This window comes from Bacteroides propionicifaciens DSM 19291 = JCM 14649 (genome assembly GCF_000375405.1).
Classification (GTDB): Bacteria; Bacteroidota; Bacteroidia; order Bacteroidales; family Bacteroidaceae; genus Bacteroides_E; species Bacteroides_E propionicifaciens.
Genome location: NZ_AQWS01000001.1, coordinates 118,659 through 140,324 on the forward strand (window position 1 = coordinate 118,659; position 21,666 = coordinate 140,324).

At 38.1% G+C, this 21,666-nt stretch carries 21 protein-coding genes and 1 tRNA gene; 10 read left to right on the top strand and 12 right to left on the bottom strand.

Features of this window, described 5'->3' with window-relative positions; translation table 11 throughout:
- Window positions 1–97: 97 nt before the first annotated feature.
- The 5 genes from mnmE to B091_RS11575 all read right to left on the bottom strand — a co-directional run bounded on the left by mnmE (window position 98) and on the right by B091_RS11575 (window position 5,440).
- Window positions 98–1,492 carry a tRNA uridine-5-carboxymethylaminomethyl(34) synthesis GTPase MnmE gene (gene mnmE / locus B091_RS0100345; protein ID WP_025069313.1) on the bottom strand — a complete coding sequence of 465 codons (1,395 nt, stop codon included), beginning with the start codon at window positions 1,490–1,492 and terminating at the stop codon, window positions 98–100.
- Window positions 1,493–1,621: 129 nt separating this feature from the next.
- Complete coding sequence (locus B091_RS0100350; protein ID WP_018108011.1) at window positions 1,622–2,500, bottom strand: nucleoside phosphorylase; 879 nt, start codon at window positions 2,498–2,500, stop codon at window positions 1,622–1,624.
- A 34-nt stretch (window positions 2,501–2,534) separates the two neighbouring features.
- Window positions 2,535–3,482, bottom strand: a complete 948-nt coding sequence (floA, locus tag B091_RS0100355; RefSeq protein WP_425303978.1) for a flotillin-like protein FloA — start codon at window positions 3,480–3,482, stop codon at window positions 2,535–2,537.
- 77 nt (window positions 3,483–3,559) lie between these two features.
- Complete coding sequence (locus tag B091_RS0100360) at window positions 3,560–4,027, bottom strand: NfeD family protein (RefSeq protein ID WP_018108013.1); 468 nt, start codon at window positions 4,025–4,027, stop codon at window positions 3,560–3,562.
- A gap of 6 nt (window positions 4,028–4,033) precedes the next feature.
- On the bottom strand, window positions 4,034–5,440 hold the full coding sequence (locus B091_RS11575) for a tetratricopeptide repeat protein (RefSeq protein WP_018108014.1): 1,407 nt from the start codon (window positions 5,438–5,440) through the stop codon (window positions 4,034–4,036).
- 172 nt (window positions 5,441–5,612) lie between these two features.
- Between B091_RS11575 and B091_RS0100370 the strand changes: the two genes are divergently transcribed.
- Window positions 5,613–6,359, top strand: a complete 747-nt coding sequence (locus B091_RS0100370; RefSeq protein ID WP_018108015.1) for a PP-loop family protein — start codon at window positions 5,613–5,615, stop codon at window positions 6,357–6,359.
- 2 nt (window positions 6,360–6,361) lie between these two features.
- On the opposite strand, the gene B091_RS0100375 is transcribed toward B091_RS0100370, so the two are convergent.
- Genes B091_RS0100375 through B091_RS0100395 form a run of 5 tightly spaced genes read right to left on the bottom strand, consistent with a single transcriptional unit; the run spans window position 6,362 to window position 10,154 of the window.
- Window positions 6,362–7,378, bottom strand: coding sequence for an FAD:protein FMN transferase (locus tag B091_RS0100375; RefSeq protein ID WP_018108016.1), 1,017 nt, complete (start codon window positions 7,376–7,378; stop codon window positions 6,362–6,364).
- Between the two features lie 19 nt (window positions 7,379–7,397).
- A complete protein-coding gene (locus B091_RS0100380) occupies window positions 7,398–8,147 on the bottom strand; it encodes a DUF6048 family protein (RefSeq protein WP_018108017.1) in 750 nt (249 codons plus the stop codon).
- A complete protein-coding gene (locus tag B091_RS0100385; RefSeq protein WP_018108018.1) occupies window positions 8,113–8,619 on the bottom strand; it encodes a DUF6452 family protein in 507 nt (168 codons plus the stop codon). Before B091_RS0100385 ends, B091_RS0100380 begins: the two co-directional genes overlap by 35 nt.
- Before the next feature lie 12 nt (window positions 8,620–8,631).
- Window positions 8,632–9,582, bottom strand: coding sequence for a glycosyltransferase family 2 protein (locus B091_RS0100390; protein WP_018108019.1), 951 nt, complete (start codon window positions 9,580–9,582; stop codon window positions 8,632–8,634).
- Window positions 9,583–9,608: 26 nt separating this feature from the next.
- Window positions 9,609–10,154: a DUF4199 domain-containing protein gene (locus B091_RS0100395; protein ID WP_018108020.1), complete on the bottom strand. Its 546-nt coding sequence runs from the start codon at window positions 10,152–10,154 to the stop codon at window positions 9,609–9,611.
- Window positions 10,155–10,466: 312 nt separating this feature from the next.
- Between B091_RS0100395 and B091_RS0100400 the strand changes: the two genes are divergently transcribed.
- The 9 genes from B091_RS0100400 (at window position 10,467) to B091_RS0100440 (ending at window position 19,241) form a co-directional block, all read left to right on the top strand.
- Window positions 10,467–10,540, top strand: a tRNA-Thr gene (locus B091_RS0100400).
- 507 nt (window positions 10,541–11,047) lie between these two features.
- Window positions 11,048–12,280 carry a Cof-type HAD-IIB family hydrolase gene (locus B091_RS0100405; protein ID WP_025069316.1) on the top strand — a complete coding sequence of 411 codons (1,233 nt, stop codon included), beginning with the start codon at window positions 11,048–11,050 and terminating at the stop codon, window positions 12,278–12,280.
- Window positions 12,277–13,383 (top strand): isochorismate synthase, encoded by a 1,107-nt coding sequence (locus B091_RS0100410; RefSeq protein WP_018108022.1) that lies wholly within the window; start codon window positions 12,277–12,279, stop codon window positions 13,381–13,383. The genes B091_RS0100405 and B091_RS0100410 overlap by 4 nt, the downstream gene beginning before the upstream one ends.
- A 12-nt stretch (window positions 13,384–13,395) precedes the next feature.
- Window positions 13,396–15,063, top strand: a complete 1,668-nt coding sequence (gene menD, locus B091_RS0100415) for a 2-succinyl-5-enolpyruvyl-6-hydroxy-3-cyclohexene-1-carboxylic-acid synthase (RefSeq protein ID WP_018108023.1) — start codon at window positions 13,396–13,398, stop codon at window positions 15,061–15,063.
- Window positions 15,064–15,068: 5 nt separating this feature from the next.
- Window positions 15,069–15,893: a 1,4-dihydroxy-2-naphthoyl-CoA synthase gene (gene menB / locus B091_RS0100420; RefSeq protein ID WP_018108024.1), complete on the top strand. Its 825-nt coding sequence runs from the start codon at window positions 15,069–15,071 to the stop codon at window positions 15,891–15,893.
- 32 nt (window positions 15,894–15,925) lie between these two features.
- Window positions 15,926–16,978, top strand: a complete 1,053-nt coding sequence (locus B091_RS0100425) for an o-succinylbenzoate synthase (protein ID WP_018108025.1) — start codon at window positions 15,926–15,928, stop codon at window positions 16,976–16,978.
- Entirely contained in the window at window positions 16,975–18,066 is a 1,092-nt protein-coding gene (locus tag B091_RS0100430; RefSeq protein ID WP_018108026.1) for an AMP-binding protein, read from the top strand. Before B091_RS0100425 ends, B091_RS0100430 begins: the two co-directional genes overlap by 4 nt.
- Complete coding sequence (locus tag B091_RS0100435; RefSeq protein WP_018108027.1) at window positions 18,066–18,527, top strand: alanyl-tRNA editing protein; 462 nt, start codon at window positions 18,066–18,068, stop codon at window positions 18,525–18,527. Before B091_RS0100430 ends, B091_RS0100435 begins: the two co-directional genes overlap by 1 nt.
- 9 nt (window positions 18,528–18,536) lie before the next feature.
- Entirely contained in the window at window positions 18,537–19,241 is a 705-nt protein-coding gene (locus B091_RS0100440; protein WP_018108028.1) for a hypothetical protein, read from the top strand.
- A 31-nt stretch (window positions 19,242–19,272) separates the two neighbouring features.
- On the opposite strand, the gene B091_RS0100445 is transcribed toward B091_RS0100440, so the two are convergent.
- A complete protein-coding gene (locus B091_RS0100445; RefSeq protein ID WP_018108029.1) occupies window positions 19,273–20,679 on the bottom strand; it encodes an MFS transporter in 1,407 nt (468 codons plus the stop codon).
- A gap of 250 nt (window positions 20,680–20,929) precedes the next feature.
- Window positions 20,930–21,379 carry a PACE efflux transporter gene (locus B091_RS0100450; RefSeq protein WP_018108030.1) on the bottom strand — a complete coding sequence of 150 codons (450 nt, stop codon included), beginning with the start codon at window positions 21,377–21,379 and terminating at the stop codon, window positions 20,930–20,932.
- Window positions 21,380–21,666 lie beyond the last annotated feature (287 nt).

The window sequence follows — 21,666 nt, forward strand, 5'->3', positions numbered from 1 at the left end:
AAGAAACATGCCGAAAATCAAGTAGTGTTGATTATCAGCATATTACTAGCTTTATTAGTGTTTTGTTAGTGCTTTGTTCTCCTCTCAAAAACCCACTTCACTTTCCAATGCAGAAGTTCCTGAAAATATTATGAAGTACATTATCTGTCGTAACCTCACCGGCAATATCATTTAAATGATAAATACACTCTCGTATATCTTGCGAAAGGAAGTCACCTGATATGTCTTGATCTAGTCCATTCTGAACACGATGAATAGCTCCTAAAGCTCTTGTTAGGGCTTCGTAGTGGCGGACATTCGTCACGATAATATCGTTCTGACTCACTGTTGGTAGGTTTGCAGATTCTAGTAGCAAAGTTTCTAGCTCCTCAATTCCAGTCTTCTCTTTAGCCGATATAAATATAGCTGTTGTAGAAGGGTAGGAGTTCTCTACTAATATTTTAAGTTTTTGTTTTATTGAGTCTTCTATAAGCTCAGCTTTGTTGAAGACAAGAACAAGTTGTTTCTCCTGTGCGCGTGGTAAGATTCGCTCAGACAAGAGTTTGAGCTGCTCCTCAGCGATGGCAGTCTCTATTACCCAAAGAACGATATCTGCCTGATCAAGTTTTTGGAAGGTACGCTCTATCCCAAGACTCTCAATGGTGTCGTGAGTTTCACGAATCCCTGCAGTATCAATAAAGCGGAAAGTAACACCACCTATATTAATGATGTCTTCGATAACATCTCGTGTTGTTCCGTGAATATTACTAACAATTGCCTTTTCTTCGTTTAAGAGTGTATTGAGTAGTGTCGATTTTCCTGCATTGGTCTCACCAATTATAGCTACGGGTACACCGTTTTTAATAGCATTGCCTACACTAAATGAGTGCGTGAGTTTTGCTATTATTTTCTCGATTTTATCTGATAATGCACGGAGTTCGTCACGGTTAGCAAACTCGACATCTTCTTCACTAAAATCGAGTTCCAACTCTACTAAAGATGTAATGTGCAATAGCTGATTCCTAAGCTCAGCAAGTTCCTTGCTAAATCCTCCACGCATCTGACTCATCGCAATGCGGTGTGTAGCGGCCGATGTTGAGGCAATCAGGTCGGCAACAGCTTCGGCCTGGCTAAGATCCATCTTGCCATTCAAAAAAGCACGCTGAGTGAACTCACCAGGGCTTGCTGTTCGGCAACCGTTGGCTATTAATAGCTCCATTACTTTTTGTAAGATATATTGTGAGCCATGACAGGTAATTTCTGTTGAATCTTCGCCTGTGTAGGAGTGTGGGTTTCGGAAAAGGCTAACGAGTACCTCGTCAACAATTTCCTGGGCATCCATAATCTTACCAAAAGTCAAGGTATAGGGCTCTTGAGTAGTGAGCGTTTTATTTTTATTGAGCGGTTGGAATATCTTTTCAGTTATCGTGATTGCCTCTTTGCCTGATACACGGATAGTTCCGATAGCTCCACCTTGAGCTGTAGCAATGGCACAAATTGTATCTTGAATCATCATAATTGTTTCCTTATAATCTTATTACAAAGATAGGTCTTTTTTTAGAATAGGTCTGAATAGAAATAAAAAACGAGGCATAATTAGTATTATACCTCGTTCTTAAAGTTTTTATAGACTCGCTAGAATTTAGAAACGATCGAGTACGGTTTTAATAAGCGTATCGATAGTGTTCTTGTAGCCAGTATTGGCTTCTTCTTTTAGGCGGTTTGCTATAACCATACAAACTGTCATTGCTTTATGACCAAGAAGCTTCGAAAGACCTGCTAATGCTGAGCTTTCCATCTCAAAGTTGGTAATCTGCATGTTGTTGTATTTGAATGCTTCGATTTTACTGTTTTGGTTTGGATCGCGTAGTGGAATTCTTAATTCACGACCTTGAGGACCGTAAAATCCACCACAAGCAATTGTTACACCACGAACCATGTCGTCTTTACCAATACGCTCAATGAGCTCAGCATTGGCATCAATCACGTAAGGAGCGGGTGCACACATGTTGCCAGTCCATCCCATATGTTTTAAGAAAGCTTGTTCGAACTCTAAATCGCAAGCTTCATCTCTGCCTGCATAGAAGTTGAGCAAACCATCAAAACCAATAGACTTTTGAGAGCAAACAAATGTACCTACTGGAGTGTGAGGTTGTAAACCACCACAAGTACCAATACGAACCAATTCTAACTGTCTGAATGTGTCTTTTTCTTCACGAGTCTCGAAATCGATATTGACCAGTGCATCCAACTCGTTAACTACAATATCGACATTGTCACATCCAATACCAGTTGAGACAACTGTTATGCGTTTGCCTTTATATGTCCCTGTAATCGTGTTAAATTCACGACTAGATATATTGCACTCTACATTATCAAAGTGAGAAGCTACTAGGGCTACACGACCTGGGTCACCAACAAGAATAATCTTGTCAGCAACATTTTCGGGTTTGATATGTAAGTGGAAGATGGTACCATCTTCATTAATAATTAATTGTGATGAAGGAAATTTCTTTTTCATAACTAGTAATGTTAAAGATTATACTTCTGTTTTATTATTTGGAGTCACCACCAATTGAAGATCGCATGTTGGTGTCTGCTTCAATATTTTGAATCTTATAATAATCCATGATACCTAAGTTGCCAGAACGGAAAGCTTCGGCAATAGCTTTAGGTAATTCAGCTTCAGCTTCAATAACGTTAGCACGAGCCTCTTGAGCTTTAGCTTTCATCTCTTGTTCGCTAGCCACAGCCATTGCACGACGCTCTTCAGCTTTTGCTTGTGCAATGTTTTTGTCTGCATTGGCTTGGTCCATTTGAAGTCTTGCGCCAATGTTTTCACCTATATCAATGTCAGCGATATCAATAGATAAGATTTCAAAAGCAGTACCAGCATCAAGACCTTTATGAAGCACTAGCTTAGAAATTGAGTCTGGATTTTCAAGTACCGATTTGTGATTGGTCGATGAACCAATTGAAGAAACAATACCTTCGCCTACACGAGCAAGAATAGTATCTTCACCTGCACCACCAACAAGTTGACGGATGCTAGCACGAACGGTCACACGAGCTTTTACAATAAGCTGAATACCGTCTTTAGCAACAGCAGTTACTCTGTCAGTATCAATAACCTTTGGGTTAACAGACATTTGTACCGCTTCAAATACATCACGACCAGCTAGGTCAATAGCAGTAGCCATTTGGAAAGATAGATCCATTTCGGCTTTAGAGGCAGAAACAAGAGCATGTACTACTTGTTCAACATGACCACCAGCAAGGTAGTGAGCTTCCAGTCCGTTACGTGTTACATCAGGGATATCAGCTTTGTGGGCCTCAATCATTGCACGAACAATAACGTATGGAGGAACTTTACGGATGCGCATTAACGCAAGTTGTAATAGGGATATATGGACCCCAGACACTTTGGCTGAGAACCACAGAAAGAACGGCACGTAGTGAAAGAATATAGCCAATACCACAATAATGATAGCAAATGTTATCATTATAGGGAATAGAGATATATCTAACGCAGCTTGTAGTAAAATCATCGTTTGATATTTAAAATTAATAATAGATTGTTTTAATGAATCGCTTCAACACTGATTTCAGCGTTGCTTACCGCTACCACACGGAGGTTTGTTTTTTCATGGATAAGGCCAGATGTAGACTTAACTTCCACACTATGACCATTAATTAGTGCTCTGCCGTATAGAGCTAAACGAGTTATGCTAACTCCTTCATCACCAATTTTAACACTTCTTTCGGCTTCTCTATCGACAGTTGAGCTAATATTTGCTTTAAGGGCATACTTATCTATTTTCTTCCATTTGGTGAAGTAAAAAATAGCAATTAAAGCAATTACTCCTGAAGCCAGCCAAGTTGTATAACCTGCAGTAGTTCCCACAGCGATAAAGGCATAATAGATGGAATAAACCATACAGCCTAGTCCAGCTATAGCTGCTACTGTTATTCCAGGGAAGAAGAACAGCTCAATAAGGAAGAATATAATTGCAGCTATATTAAGTGCAATAATAAGAATAATGTCCATATCTAATTATTTTAATTCGAGTGATCTAACGAGTTTTTCTTGAATCTTGATTTCTGTTCTCATCTGCTCAATACGTTTTTCAAGATCTAGAATTGCAGGCTTTAAGTTTGGAGACTTTTTGGTAGCATATTCTTTTCGAAGAGTGTTTAGTTTATTTTGTTGTGCATTGAAATCTTTCTCCATCACCTGAAACTTCATGAAAGCTTCTCTAGCCTCACTAGACTGGAAATCTTTAAGAGATTTATAGATTGATTTATCATTTATAATAAACATGAAATCAGCATCACTTTTTTGTGTTGGCTGATAGCTGCGAGCAAACTCAAGTCTTTTTAGTCCGTCTTCAACCTCTTTCTGGTCTTTCCACGTTAGTTTGATGTCTTCGAGAGAAGCAAGCTTCTTTAATTCTTCGTAGGGTACGGTTTCAAAATCGTAGGTACGCTTAGCTGCGTTGGGTATAAATATATATATGCAGACATCTCCTTCTTTTTGGAATCTGTCTGAAGCAAACCATCCCAAGTTGTTAAATTCATCTACAACATACATATAGTCGTTATGAATTGAATTGAAAGGCATGCCAACATTGTCGGACATTAAGAAACTATCGTTGCTAGTATTATAGCGTGTAACTAAGATGTCATACCCACCCAAGTTTTCATGATTATTTGATGCGTAGTAGAATGTCATTCCATCACTCAACATAAAAGGGTATCCAACACTTACAGAATCTTTGTTTAAGTCTGAAATGGCATTTAACTCTCCCCATTCATTACCGATTTTTGCCTGAGTATAGAGTTGGTAGAAAGCATCAGTCTTAGCTTTGGCTATATATCTTTTGTTTCCACGCTCGGTTTGATAGATAATTGAGGGTAATTCGATAGAGTCTGTATTTGCTTGTATAAGTGAGCCTGATTCAACACTAAGTTTATAAGCGTTTAAAAAGTCTTCCTTGCCTACTACGATACTATCAATAACCGTAACTTGTTCTACTCCTTTAATCATCCTAGAGTTAATCTTTGCTTGTTCAAGCAATGCTTTGGGCTCAGTTGTATTCTTTTTGCGACGCTCCTGTGTTTTTATATAGTCTTCTAAGGTCTTTATTGCTTCGTCAAACTGGTAACTGTACAGATAAGCTTTACCCAAATACAATGCAGCGTCTGGAACTCTTCTTTTATTTGCTAGTTCTAGAGGTCTGATTGCTTTCTGGGCTTCATTTGTGTTTAAAGCGGAAACTCCATACCAGAAATTATAATTGGCATTATTAGGATTTGATTTTACGAATTTTTCAAACATAGGCTTGGCTTCTTCGTATTTTTTATCAATATATAAAGTCCGAGCCTCTTCTATAGTCTGCCCTTGAGCTGATAATGAAAAGAGTGCGAAAAAGACTGTTGCTATGAGTTTTATTCTTGCCATTTTAAGGAATATAAAGTTTGTTCATGTGTTTCAAAAATAGTAATTATTTTGGAATAAATTGGCCATTCTCTTGGTTTTACTTGATTTAAAGTTTTTTGGTCGAATCGATCGATCTATAAAGCTTTTCGAATCATAATAGTATATTTGCAGACAAAAATATTTGCAGATTATTATGGATAGTAGAGCTGAATATAAATTAATTCAAAAAATAGATCGAAAACTGGTGCAAGGCATCCGTGAGTACGGTTTAATTGACGAAGGAGATCATATATTAATTGGACTTTCGGGAGGTAAAGATTCTTTAGCTCTGACAGAGTTATTGGCTGGTCGATCGAAGCTTTTAAAGCCACGTTTTAAGATATCTGTAGTTCACGTGGTGATGACGAACATTGCTTATGAATCGGACACTAGCTATTTTGAGGAGTTTACTCGTGCCCTAGATGTACCTCTGTATATTCGAGAAACTAGCTTTGATCCTTCAACCGATAAGCGTAAATCGCCTTGTTTTCTATGCTCATGGAATAGACGAAAGCAACTTTTCGAACTTGCCAAGGAATTGGGCTGCAACAAGATTGCCTTAGGGCATCATATGGATGATATGGTAGCTACACTGCTGATGAATATGACTTTTCAAGGATCAATTAGCTCTATGCCACCTCTGTTGCAGATGAATAAGTTCGATATGCAGATTATTCGTCCGATGTGCTTGATAGAGGAAAAAGATTTGATTGATTTGGCTACTCTGCGCAATTATAAAAAGCAAGTAAAAAATTGCCCTTACGAATCTCAAACAAACCGCAAGGTTATGGGTGAAGTCCTTAAGCAGTTAGAAACAATTAGCCCACAAGCTAAATATAGCTTATGGGCTAGTATGTCTAATGTTGATCTAGATTTACTTCCTAAGAAGAAAGTCTGGTAAGACTACTCTAAAACTAATTTCTTAAATCCATCTGTCATTTCTAGCTTGTACTTATCGTCAATATCCGATAGGATAAAACAAACTTCAACTTCAGGGAACTTTTTTAATATCTCAAGCGACTCTTCAAAACCTACGACCATGAAGGTTGTTGCAAGCGCATCGGCTGTCATACAGTCGTCAGCAAGAACTGTAGCTGAAAGAATATTGTGTTGTACAGGATATCCAGATTTAGGGTCTATAGTATGAGCGTATTTTTTGCCATCTTTAATATAGAAGTTTCTATAATTACCCGATGTTGCAAGCGCTTTATTTTCAAGTTTCACAACCAGTTCGAGGTCTTGATTAACTGCCAATGGATCGTCAATAGGTTTGTTTATGCCAATCTTCCAAAGTTGACCATCAGGGTTGACACCTTGAGCTAAAATCTCCCCACCAATATCAATCATGAAGTTTTTGATCTCTTTTCGCTTGAGTAGATCACCAATAATATCTACTGCGTAGCCTTTTGCTATAGCACTTGCATTGAGTATGATACTCGGATCCTCCTTGATGATTTTATTATCAATTAATTTGATCTTATTGAATCCCGTATGTTGCAATAGACTATCTACAGCTAGTGAGTCTGGAAAAGCACCTTGCTTAAAGCCAAAACCCCAAGCGTTGACTAGGGGAGCAACTGTAATGTCAAAAGCACCATTACTAATCTGTGAAATCTCCTCTGAGCGTTTGAATACCTTAATAAATAATGAGTCAAGTTCCACTTCTTCATTTCTGTTGACCTTCGAAATAACAGAGCTCTCTTTGAATGGAGATAGTGAATAGTCGAAGCGATTTAATTCTTCAGTTACTTGAGCTTGAATATCTCCATCCGACTGATATTTGATAGAATATATTGTGCCAAAGATTGATCCTTGAATTTTATGGTATTCAAGTTTCTTTTGTTGATTTGTTATTATCCAAAAAGTGCCTACGACTAGAAATACTAACCATAGGGTGTTGCGTATCATTTTCTTTTTCATGACGGGCGTTTATTGAGTGTTATTTCTTCTTTTTACCAGGAATACGATAGATAATAGAGTAGGTGATACCAAATCGGGAGTCTTTAAAAATACCATAGCCTGGTACATACCAGGGGTTACCTACTTCACTCTTTTTGTAAGAAAGGCGATACTTCATGCGAAGTGACCAGCCCATATAGATGTTTTTAAATATAGATGTGCGTACACCTACAACAAACTCTAGCCACTGCATAGATGAAGCTACTTTTGAGTGTTTTAATTCGGGGGCGGCAGATATATCTTCTTCCCAAACACCATCAATAATGGGTGGAATTGCAAGGTCAAAGTCATACTTTGTCATTCCATAGCGTAAACCACCTGTTAGGTAGTTTTTTTGGTGCTTCTTATAAAGAAAGTTGTAGTCAGCTCCTATTCTAAAGTAAGGGGCCTTAGTTTTGTAATTGACACCATAATCGCTCCACTTATTCGCACTACCATACCCCATCTCAATGACGGGAAAGTATCTGTTTTTAAGGTTGAATTCAATGTTTACCTCATTCGATAAATAGTCGCCAGAGAATACTTTGTAAATTGGTCCTGATAAATCATAACCTATAAACATGCCGTTATATAGTGGAACTTCATCCTGATTAATCAGGTTGGTAATTTTCTTTTTGTCTTCAGACTTTTTATCTTTCTTTTGAGCTATTGAGTAAGTCGATATTGTTAATAGTAGAAGAAAGACCCAGAAGAATCTAGCGTAATATAATCTTGATGTTTTCTTTGTCATAATTATTAGCTTCTGGATTGGTTAAAATTATTTGATCTATTCTGTGTTTTGTATGGCGTATATTCGTTATTTTTTGTTTGACTTGTTGCCCACAATCTATTGATACAAAATAAACGCTATTAGTATGTGTAACCCACATTGTATCCTTGCGATTACCTTCATTATCAAACTCGAAAACTAGACCTGTCATTTCCTCACTAAGTGGCTGAAATCTAAGTGGAGCATTGAAACTTGATATCTTTTCTCCAGCATTAAGTAAAATTGAGTCGGTATCTATGGCCTTAACAGTAAGAAAGTCCAATGTATCTTTGATAATAACATTTTTGCTGGCACCATACCTATAAAAGTTGGATACCATATAGGGGCGAGCAGTCATTGAACAGTCACTCTCTTCGGAACACCCGATAGTGAGTGTTATAATTGCAGCCAATAGCGTTAAAAATGACAATGGAAATCGTAATCTTCTTACCATAGGTTTTAGGAGTTAAATATTCTTTTCGATTTTATAGTTATTTCTTTCGGGCGCACTACGTGCAATTAACTCTCCAATGAAGCCTGCTAGAAATAACTGACAGCCTATAATCATAGAGGTTAGTGAAAGGTAAAAATAAGGTGAATCCGTCACTAATGGATAAGGATTGCCCGAATTTAGATGATAAATTTTGGTTATACCCAAAATAACGACTGCTATGAAACCTAAAAAGAACATGAAAGATCCTAGAAGGCCAAAGAAATGCATTGGTCTAACTCCAAATTTAGAAAGAAACCAAAGTGTTAGCAAGTCTAAATAGCCATTAAAGAATCGGCTAAATCCAAATTTGGTAACACCATATTTACGAGCTTGATGATGTACTACTTTCTCTCCTATATTATCAAATCCTGCATTTTTGGCAATGAAGGGAATGTAGCGATGCATTTCACCATAAACTTCGATGTTTTTGATCACTTCCTTTTTATATGCTTTGATGCCACAGTTGAAGTCATGTAGGTTCTTTATGCCTGAGAACTTACGTGCAGTAGCATTAAAAAGTTTGGTTGGTATTGTTTTGGATAGGGGATCATATCTTTTTTTCTTCCACCCAGATACTAAATCATATCCATCTTCAGTAATCATTCTATAAAACTCTGGAATTTCGTCTGGGCTATCTTGAAGGTCGGCATCCATAGTGATAACTACATCACCCTGAGCTTTTTCAAAACCACAATACAAGCCTGGAGATTTACCATAATTTCTTCTAAACTTAATTCCTTTGACATTAGAATCAAATTCGTGTAACTCTTTAATTATTTTCCACGAATCGTCTTTGCTACCATCATCAATAAATATAACCTCATAACTGAATTGATGTGCATCCATTACACGTTTTATCCAAGCGTGCAGTTCAGGCAGTGATTCTGCTTCATTAAACAAGGGTATAACAATCGATATATCCATTTTTAAACATCTAGTTTGTATCGTGATTAATTTTCTTCTTTTTTACTATTCCTTTGTCCTATTAAAGCTGTAGGTATGGCTAATATAATACCTAGAAATGTATTTCTCGAAAGATTATCTAGTGTGATATCTGTTGGTGTAAGGCTAGCCATATAGTCTAACGCTTCTTTGAAAGTTTCTTCTAGCGAAGTGTATTCGGTACTGCCTTGATTAGCCTCTAGAAAAACAGTAATTTGAGTTTCCATTGCTAAATATATTGCTCCGTGGTCAATAAATTGGAAATATATAAAGTGTGCTACAGCTGCAAGCATTGCTGCAAACATATAGACAAGGAATGTAAATGCAAAGGCTTTCCTAAAGCTAATCACCCCACCACAAGCTTTATCTCTAAATATCTTCAAATAATAATAGCCCATAAAGGGTACCCCAAGAGTTAGCCCGACAAAAAGGAAAGATAAAAAGGGTATTTTAAAAGAGAGAGGGAACAAAATAAATTTGAGAATCCAATAAATCCCCATATAAGTACCAAAGTACATTGCATATTGTTGAATATTTGAACTGCCTTGTTTCATATGTCTTAATTAGTGCATTTTATATTATACAAAGGTATAAATAAAAGAGTGGATATAGGGAATTCTGCTATTAAAACTTAGAATTACAGAATAGATAAAAAAAGATTTGTAAATAATATTCTAATATTCAGTATGTTAAAAGAAAGGATGAAAAAAAGATTGTGATAAGGCTTGCAGATTAAAATAAAAGGCTTAAATTTGCATCCAGTTAAGGGTAAGTCCTATACGGCCAGCTCCTAGTGAATCCTCCAGGGCTTGATCGCAGCAAAGGTAGCCGGTTGTAGCGGCGCGATATAGTAAGCTTACCCACCCGCCTCTTTAGCTCAGTTGGCCAGAGCACGTGATTTGTAATCTCGGGGTCGTTGGTTCGAATCCGACAAGAGGCTCAAAAGGAAGATGATTAATAATTGTCTTCCTTTTTTTATGCCGCTATCTGACCTCAAAAAGGGCTCGGATCATACCGGATCATACCGAAAAGCTGTGGGATTTGCATATCAAGCATAGATTTTAGTCAAACGATGCTATAATTATTAGAAGCTTGTAAATATTGTGCTACCATGAAGACAAGATAATCATTTACATCTTGTAGGTTAATTACCTGATCATTTATATAATAGTAGAACTGGGTTTTGGATTTTAATTCAGCTGTTTTAAGCTCTCTAAGAATATTGTCTATAAAAGAAGTAGACTTAAATAAGTGTTTTGAGTATATTTGACTTTCGTATAATTTTCGACCTATAATTGAGATAAACTAAAAGTTGATTTAACCGACCTTCCTGTATTTCTTAGTAAATTCATACGAATCGACTAGAGAATAACTTATCAAACACGATATACTTAAACAGTTTTATTGATTGCTAGATAAAGGAGTAGAAGGTAAAAAAACAGATTACATGGATTATAAGTTATTAGTTCTAGATGTAGATGGAACATTACTTACCGATGAAGGAAAAATAGGTAAGCGTACACTTACCGCACTAAGAAAAGTTCAACAAACAGGAGTTACAATTGTCTTGGCTTCGGGTCGTCCACTTCATGGTTTGTTACCTATAGCTGAAAAGCTAGATCTAGATAAATACGGTGGCTATATCTTAGCCTATAATGGTGCACAGATCATAGATGTCCCCACTAAAAAAGTGTTGCTATCACAGACTATTGAACAAGAGTCAATACCTTTCTTAGAGAAAGAAGCCAATAAACATGGCGTAGCTATTTTTACTTATAATGATAGTGAGGTTTTAACTAACGATGCTAAGAACCCCTATATACTAAGAGAAGCTGCAATTAACAACATGAAGGTTAGAGAGGTTAAGCCTCTAGCTTCAGCAGTAAATTTTAATCCCTATAAATGTATTTTAGTCAATGACGATGTTCAAGAGATTGAGCAGCTCGAAGAAGAAATTAAAATGCGTCTTGATGGGGTGATGAATGTCTTTCAAACAGAGCCCTACTTCTTGGAGGTAGTTCCTAAATTAATTGATAAAGCCAATGCACTAGGTGTGCTTTTAGAGACCTTTAGCATTGATGCAAAACAAATTATTGTAATAGGTAATGGGAAAGCCGATTACTCTATGATCCAAATGGCTGGCTTAGGGGTAGCAATGGGTAATGCAATAGATTCGGTTAAGCGTTGTGCCGATGTTATTACTAAAGATAATAACGAAGATGGTATTGCTTTAATTCTTGAAGAATATATACTTTCTCAAATTACCGCTGCTGATATTGACCTCGAGTTACTCAATAAACGTGGCAAACATGCTTTGATGGGTAACTTAGGTATTCAATACACTTATGCTGATGCTGGACGTATTGAGGCTACTATGCCTGTCGACGAGCGTACTCGTCAACCTTTCGGTATACTACACGGAGGTGCTACATTAGCATTGGCCGAGACAATAGCGGGATTAGGCTCTATGATTATGGTAGAAGCTGATGAGTTTGTTGTAGGTATGCAGGTCAGTGGAAATCATATTTCTTCGGCACATGAAGGCGATACGGTAAGAGCCGTAGCCACTATTATTCATAAGGGACGTTCATCCCATGTATGGAATATTGATGTGTTTACCTCGACCGACAAATTGGTCTCTTCAATCCGTGTTATGAATAGTATTTTAAAGAAAAGATGATTCAATTTAGTCAAGAACAGCTAACCGCACTTGATCAGTTAATAAAAAAGAACTTAGCATTTGTTATTTATAAAATGCCACTTCAAGTGACGTGGCATTTTATAATGCAAGCTGATACACCGGTAGAAGAGTTTACAGATTTGTCTAGCTTAAATACTAAATCAGGTTATGTTATAGCGCCTTTTGAGCCGACTACAACTTATCCTATTTTGCTACTTACTCCTGATAGAGATACTATTCCCAGTCTAAAAGAATTAAAAGGTTTCGAATCTTTAAATTCGACAGAGGCAGATCAAGAAAAAGTTGTAACGGACCAGATGTTTGACTCGTACAGTTCGAGCTTCGAAAAGTTTATGGACCCACTTCGCCGAGGTGAAGCCAAAAAACTAGTCTTGTCTCGCCGTGATGTGATAGAGCGTGAACAAGGTATGTCGCTAGGTAAAGCCTTCGAGCAGGCTTGTTTAACGAATCCTAATGCTTATGTTTATCTGCTTCATACCAATCGTACTGGCACTTGGCTAGGAAGTACGCCCGAAGTAATTCTTTCGGGCAATAAATCGAAGTGGCAGACCGTAGCTTTAGCAGGAACAAAACCTATCATCTGTGGAGTCCAACAACCCTGGGATGCCAAAAATAAGTTAGAGCAAGCATTTGTGTCCGACTATGTCAAACATCAACTTCAAAAGTTTGGTGCTAACCCCCAGGAAACTGGTCCTATTGATATATCTGCAGGTAAAGTAACCCATTTGGTTTCTCATTTTAATTTTGAGCTCGAAGATCGTAGTAAGCTAGGTGATTTACTACATTTATTGCACCCAACCCCTGCAGTCTGTGGTACGCCTAAGGCTTATGCTTTTCGATTTATCACCCAAAAAGAACCTCAGAGTCGTAAGTATTATTCAGGCTTTATAGGTGCTTTAGACCCCGAAGGGCAGACTAACTTATATGTTAACTTACGTTGTATGCAGATTAGTAAAAAATATTGTACGTTGTATGCTGGTGGTGGCTTACTCTTAACCTCGAAGCTTGAGGAGGAGTGGAGCGAAACCGAAAACAAAATGCAAACTATGAAAGCACTGTTGGGTGCCAAAAAGATTTCTTAAATATAGAAGCTTATGTATTCAGATAAAAGAAATATTCAAGAACTTGTGGCGCTACTTATAGCCCATAATGTAAGGAAAATCGTATTGTGCCCTGGTAGTCGCAATGCACCGATTGTACAGACCTTGGTTAATCACCCCTATTTTAATTGTACTGCTGCCACTGACGAACGCAGTGCTGCCTACATTGCACTTGGCTTAGCACTCAATGGTGGTGAACCTGCTGCAGTTTGTTGTACCTCGGGCACAGCTTTGCTCAATTTGCATCCTGCAGTAGCTGAAGCTTTCTATCAGCAAGTTCCCTTGGTTGTTATTTCGGCAGACAGACCAGCTGAGTGGATTGGTCAAATGGATGGGCAAACGGTTCCTCAACCCGATGCTTTTAAGTCGCTAGTTAAATATGCTGTAAATCTTCCTGATGTTCGCACCGATAGTGATTTATGGTATTGCAATCGACTAATAAATGAGGCTTTATTGGCGCTTTATCATCACGGTAGGGGTCCCGTACATATTAATGTGCCTATATCGGAGCCTCTATTCGAGTTCAACACTACAGAACTCCCCCAAGTACGTGTTATTCGCCGATACGATGGACTCAATATTTATAATCAATCCTACGATGAGCTTTTTGAACGTTTAAACAGTTACGATAAACGCATGATGATTGCTGGACAACAGATGATGATCTATATGTTTGATAAACCAGTAGCTCGTGCTTTAAATAAAAACTTTGTTTGGTTGACTGAGTATCTTGGTAATAAAACTACGGGTGGAACAGCCATCCAAAACTTTGATACCATACTCTATTCACTCCACGATAAAGAGAAAGAACGTTACCGTCCTGAACTGGTAATCACTTATGGCGGACACATCGTTTCTAAAAGGCTTAAGCAATACTTGCGAGAGAATCCTCCTAAAGAGCATTGGCATGTAGCCGCTGATGGAAAAGTTGTCGATTTGTTTGGGGTGCTAACTACCGTAATTGAGATGACTCCTTTTGAGTTCCTTGACCGAATTGCTCCACATATCGAAAAAGTTAAGGGAGAGTATAATCAGTTATGGGAAAGTAAATCAAACTCCTTGGTTCAACCCGAATTATCTTATTCAAGCATGGGAGTTGTGGGTCAAATCATTGGTAATTTACCTATCCCTTCGGCTCTTCATTTGGCCAATAGTTCGGTTGTTCGGTATGCCCAACTCTTTAAACTATCTCACGAAGTTGAGGTGTGTTGCAATCGGGGGACCAACGGAATCGAAGGATCACTCTCAACAGCCATAGGTTATGCCATGGCTTCGGACAAACTCAATTTCTGCTTAATAGGCGATTTGAGTTTCTTTTACGATATGAATGCTATTTGGAGTAGCAATTTCGGCTCAAACTTTAGAATACTTCTGCTCAACAACAGTGGTGGTGAAATATTCAAGGGGTTACCTATGAACTTGACGGGTAATGCCGAGCGTTTTGTCAGGGCAACTCACAGTACACGTGCTGAAGGATGGGCAAAAGAGAGAGGATTCAATTATCTATCTGCTACGAATCAAGAAGAATTAAACGATGTCTTGGTTGAGTTTCTCAATCCAGAGGTGAGCTTGGTTAAACCCATGTTCCTCGAAGTGTTTACAGATACTGACCAAGATATTTTAGAATATAAATCATACTATCATTCATTAAAAAACAAATAATAGATATGTCGACAAAAAGAGAATGGAAAACTATTAAAGGTTACGAAGATATACTTTTTGAATTTTACAACGGTATAGCTCGTATTACTATAAATCGCGAACAAGTGCGTAACGCTTTTACTCCTCAAACAACAGGTGAAATGAGCGATGCTATGAGCATCTGTCGTGAAGAAGCTTCTATACGTGTTGTGGTTATAACAGGAGCTGGAGATAAAGCATTCTGCTCAGGTGGCGATCAGAATGCCAAAGGCTTTGGTGGTTATATTGGTAAAGATGGTGTAGCTCGCCTAAGTGTACTTGATGTACAAAAACAAATTCGCTCTATCCCTAAACCTGTAATTGCAGCTGTTAATGGCTTTGCTATTGGTGGTGGTCATGTACTTCATGTTGTTTGCGACCTTTCGATTGCTTCGGAAAATGCAATATTCGGTCAAACTGGTCCTCGTGTAGGTAGTTTTGATGCTGGTTTTGGATCTTCTTATTTGGCTCGTGTTGTGGGTCAAAAGAAAGCACGTGAAATTTGGTTCCTTTGTCGTCAGTACAATGCTCAAGAAGCTTTAGATATGGGCTTGGTTAACACTGTTGTGCCATTAGATCAATTAGAAGAGGAATATGTGAAATGGGCTGAAGAGATGATGTTGCTGAGTCCTATTGCCTTGCGCATGATTAAGGCAGGTCTTAATGCTGAACTTGATGGTCAGGCAGGTATTCAGGAACTGGCTGGTGATGCTACTATGTTGTACTATATGACAGAAGAAGCTCAAGAAGGAAAGAAAGCTTTTTTAGAAAAACGTAAACCAAACTTTGACAAGTACCCTAAATTTCCTTAAATTGGCTTTTTCACGATTAAAGCTAATATATAATGTCAATTAAAATAGATATTATTCCGCGCTTGCTTCATTTTAAGCATCCTGCAGGAACTTCTAGAGGAGTATATTCTACACGGAAAGTGTGGTATATACTCCTTTCATATCAGTCAGATACCTCTTTGTTTGGTATCGGTGAATGTGCACCGCTTCCCGACTTAAGCTGTGATTATTCTGATCAGTACGAAAGCATCTTGAAGAATTTCGCAAAAGAGTTTAGTCTAAACAATAAGATTGACTGGGAGACCCTACGGAATTATCCCTCTATGCTGTTTGGTTTTGAAACTGCTGTTCAGCATTACCAACGGCAATCCCTTCAGCTCTGGGATACTCCTTTTGCTAAGGGGCAAGAGGGTATACCGATCAATGGACTCGTTTGGATGGGAGGCTTAGATTTTATGCAGCACCAGATAGAGACTAAAATAGCTGATGGTTTCAGACTAATTAAACTAAAGATTGGTTCGATTGACTTTGAACATGAGATTGATCTGATTAAGCAAATTCGTGCTCAGTTTAGTTCAGAACAGATTCAGATACGTGTAGATGCTAATGGAGCTTTCTCGGCTACTGATGCCCTTATGAAACTTGAACAACTCGCTAAATATGATATTCATTCGATAGAGCAGCCTATAGCGGCAAACCAATGGGATGAGATGGCCAAATTGGCTAAGGTCACACCACTTCCCATAGCACTCGATGAAGAACTAATTGGAGTGAATACACTTGCTGGGAAAAAAGAACTACTAGATGCCATCATGCCTCAGTACATTATTCTTAAACCTTCTTTACACGGTGGTATTGTTGGTTGTGAAGAGTGGATTCGTGAAGCTGAGGCTCGTAAGATTGGATGGTGGGTTACCTCAGCACTAGAGTCGAACATAGGTTTAAATGCTCTTGCACAATGGACAGCAACTCTTAATCCTGTTGTTCCGCAAGGATTGGGTACAGGACTGCTTTATTCCGATAATATTGATTTGCCTTTAGAAATCCGTGAAGATTATCTTTGGTTTAATCCCAATCGTATGGTGACTATTGATTTTGACTTATGATGCAAAGGATACGGCTTAATGGTGAACTGTATTCACCCACCAATTTAGCTTGCTTTGTTGCAACAGCTAAAAGTCCTAAAGAGCAGGAATTCTATCAAGAAATCTGCTCTTTTTTGAGTGAATGGTTTGATTCAAAGCAAACTGTTCGTGTTCAAACATCTGGTTCAACGGGGCGGCCAAAAGCTTTAGAGGTTCGCAAAACACATATGCAAAACAGTGCCAAGCTTACTTGTACTTACTTTGGTCTAAAGCCTGACGACTCGGCTCTTCTATGTATGCCTGTGAGGTATATTGCTGGCAAAATGATGCTTGTACGTGCTGTTGTTTGCAGACTCTCACTATGGGTAGCTCCTCCAACAAGTCACCCTTTGATAAACTTTGATGGTTATTTAAGCTTTGCTGCAATGGTGCCTATGCAGGTTTACAATTCTATGCAAACAACGTTGGAACTTATCCGACTAAAACAAATTAAGACATTGCTTATCGGTGGGGGTGCTATTGATAAAGCCTTGGAAGAAGATTTGGCTCTGTTTCCTGGTGGAGTTTATTCGAGCTATGGTATGACGGAAACTGTTTCTCATATTGCTATTCGTCAGCTTAATGGAGCTAATCGTTCGGCTTACTATACGGCTTTACCCGAAGTTGAATTGTCTCAATTGGCTACTGGTGCTCTTATTATTTGGGCTCCTTTGGTATGTGAAGAGCGACTTACTACCAATGATCTTGTGGCTTTTGATGCTTGTGGGAGATTTAAAATACTCGGTAGAATTGATAATGTAATCAATAGCGGTGGCATAAAGCTTCAGGCTGAAGAAATAGAAGAAAAACTCAAAAACTTAATTCCTTCTCCGTATGTTATAACTAGTGTTAGTGACGCTATTCTGGGCGAATCGGTTACTCTTCTAATTGCTGGTAAGAGAGTAGACGTAACAAATCTACAGGATCAAATAAGGGAAGTACTGACAAGTTACGAATTGCCTAAGTATATCTTTTATACAGATACAATCCCAATGACACTCTCCCAAAAGATTCAAAGAGCAGCATGTAAGAAAATTGCACATGAACTATATAATCAAGAACTTAAATAATGACATCGACTATTCATCTAAACGAACATAATAAACAAGAATATCCACCGATGCATACAGCGGAACATCTGCTAAATGCCACAATGGTAAAATTATACGGTTGCCCTCGATCAAAAAACGCACATATTGAGCGCAAGAAAAGTAAATGCGATTATATATTGCCTAAGGCACCATCTGAAACTGAGATTCGTGAAATAGAACGCTTGGTTAACCAAGCAATTCAAGCCAAGCTCGATGTGTTCGAAAGCTTTATTCCTAAAGATGAGGCCGAAGGCTTGGTTGATTTGAGTAAACTTCCCGATGAGGCTTCAAATCTTTTGCGTATTATCCGTATAGGTGATTACGATACCTGTGCTTGTATTGGTGCTCACGTATCGAATACTAGTGAAATAGGAGAGTTTATTATCTCTTCGCACTCATATACTGACGGAGTTCTTAGACTTCGCTTTAAACTTAAATAAATTACGACCATGAAGAAAGTCTTTACTTATACTTTGCTCTTTTTGAGCTTAGGCTTATTTGCCTCTTGTTGGAACAAATCCAGCAAAGCTTCCGACTCTGATGCTAAAGATTCCTCTTTAGTTCAGCCTGATGTAATTTATCCTACCACTCCATCGCAGGAGGGAGGTGACCACCAAGCTACGGGGTCAGCAGAGATGATTTCTAGTAAGTCTAAAGAGGTCTTACTCTTTGATGCCCCGTTGCCTGCTCGATACGTTCAAAGTTCGGCTCGTCAGCTCCTACAAGATAAAACATTGAAGCTCGGTAATGGTGATGAGGGTTCAGTGTTGCTAGGGCTAGATCATCCCAATGGGGTGCGTGTACTGGCTCAGCGTAATGGTATTGGTCAAAACCTAATTAACGATGTCCCCGATGATTATTTCTTTGATGATTATGGTGATTTGAACCCTGCTTTTAGTGTTGAAGTGGCGTTACTAGATGTTAATAAAGACAATAGTTCTGAGATTGCTGTAGCAGTTGGTAAACCAGGAGATCGTATTGACCTCTCTTTATTTGCCCTACAAAAGACTCCTAATGGTGCGTTTGTATACCTAGGGACTATTCAGAGTAAATCGGTTATAACATTCGCTGATGGGGTATTTAGGGCTACAGCTAAAGATAATAGCAAGTTAACTTATAAGCTTCAGGATAATAAATTGGTTTTGGTGCATTAAGTGTTAGCTTATTCATAATAAAACAAGAAAGCTAATGTTTAAAGCTATGCTTGTGTTTGGCCAAAGCATGTAAACGGAAATAGATAAAAACGTAGATGATAAATATAACGGCTAGGATACTCATCCCCACAACTATCGTATTGTTAATGGAGAACTTGAATGCTATAGAGATAACAACTCCCAGACTTAAGCCAATCTCCCAACCTAAGTGATGAGTCGTATTTGCAGTTCCTCTCTCACAGTGTTTCGCACTCAAAACTAAGAGTAAGAACAAGGGGGAAGAGACTCTGGCTATTCCAAAGATAAAGAGTTGTGCCGATAGAAAGAATATGGGGTATCCTCTAAGTTGTAGGTCGCCTACTAGCGTATTGGCAAGTAATATACAGAATAATCCTGTAAGGATAGGTGAGATGACCTCGATTCGGTATTGTGATTCTAACGACCATTTATTATATTCATAATACTTGCGATGGGGTGAAACAACTCGCCAGATTGCTGATAAGAAACTCGCTATTAGCCCGATGCAAATTAGTATGCTCCACGCAGATAGGTGGTGATGGTAAACGACTAGAAAATAGGCTCCAATGATTACAACAGGGGTGCGCAGCAAAAGGTAATTCATTAGCTTATTGCTTAGCAGGCTGTGAACTTCTGCTGTCGAAAGTAATGCAGACCCAAAAAACACCAAGAACGGAATCAAAATGAATCCGAGTTTATCTGTAGTAATATCTGTGATATAATCGTGTGCATCCAAGAAGAATAGAGGTAGTAATGATCCAACCATATAGGCGACAAGAACCATCATCAGTAAGAGTTTCCAACTCTTGGGGAGCATAAATCGATCCCAGCTCAATGTAGAGCTTTCGGTAGGGGCTCTAAAGGGGTGATGTGTAAGTTTAGTCATTACCCAAGCCAAAAAAATTGCTCCAATACTAGCATAAAGTGCCCAATCTTTGGAATAGGTTAATAATAGATAGATGCTAGAGGGAATAGCTAAGACCATACCCAAACGTCCGGCCCAAGCGTAAATTACGTTGCCTCGGCTTCGTCTTCGGGGGCTAGTGACATCGATTGCTATTGTGACATTGGCAGCTGTTGCTATACCAAAAGCAATGCCTAAGATGGCTAGACCTATAAAAATGGTTACGGATTGATTGGTTACTAAAAATATAACCGAAGGAACTAGTACGCCAATATATGCCAAGCTACATACCTTTTTACGATTAAAATGCTCTATCAGATAATTATGAAATGGTCCACCGACAAGCAAACCCACAACAAAGATTCCCAATGGAAGCCAACCTTTGTACCCATACTCCTGTAGCGTTGGTGATATTTCAAAAAATGTTACCGGCAGAAGTGTGTATAATGAGAAGAATAAAAAAAGGTTTGCTAGGCAAACTTTGATAAAATTTGAAGTAAATAGATTAGTATTCATAATGCTATCTAACAGTGATTTTATATAAATTAAATATTCGTCTAGAGCTCTATCAGCTCATTCAAATGACACGTGTTTTATGTGGTACAGTTTAGGGGCTACAAATATAGTATTATTATTTCGATATGTCAGCTAATAGCTATAATCCTTAGGGCTTGAGCGTAATATGCTTGACATCTTGCCATAAAACAGGACGAGGAATACAGTTTTAATACTCTATTCCTCGTCAATTTTATTTTAGATATATGCTCTAATTGGTGTTTAACCGTAGAATAACAAAAGATTTCGCCTTATCATAAATCCAATTGAACACAATGGTATAAGGGAAGAAGTAAACGAGCATTGCAAATTCGAGCTTGAATGCCTCAATAATGCCTAGCCCCATGGTTAAAGCTAAAATGGGCACAGTTATAAAAACGAGTCCAACTTCAAAGAATAAACCATGAATCACCCTTACGCGTGATGTCTTTTTGATCTTGTACTTGGCTAGTAATTTGTCGTAACCAAAGTTATAAATGTAGTTCCAAATGGTAGCTGTTATTGAAACAATCAGTGCAATCAGCCCAGAATCTCCAATTCCTTTTCCTGTAAAAAAGATAATGATAGGTGTACTGGTAATAATACCGACTACTTCGTATAAAACGGCATGAAAAACTCTTTCGTATGGGCTTCGTTCAATCAGGTGATCAACTAGTCTCATAATGTTTATCAGAATTTAAAAATGAATTGTCCTCATTGGTAAGGAGAGGTTCCGTATCCTGTAAGTAATTAAGAATTGCAAAGATAACCATTAATCCTTCGAAATGAATCTTCTTTTGATCCTATTATTGAGATAGGAATAAGTGGACTTCTATGTAATAAAAGACAATTTAAATGATTTTATGCTGTAGATGGTGTCTAAGGAGCTGGTTAATAATAAGAAGTTTATAAAAATAATATTCCCGATACACAGCTTAACTACGTATCGGGAATATTCAATATAGAGTT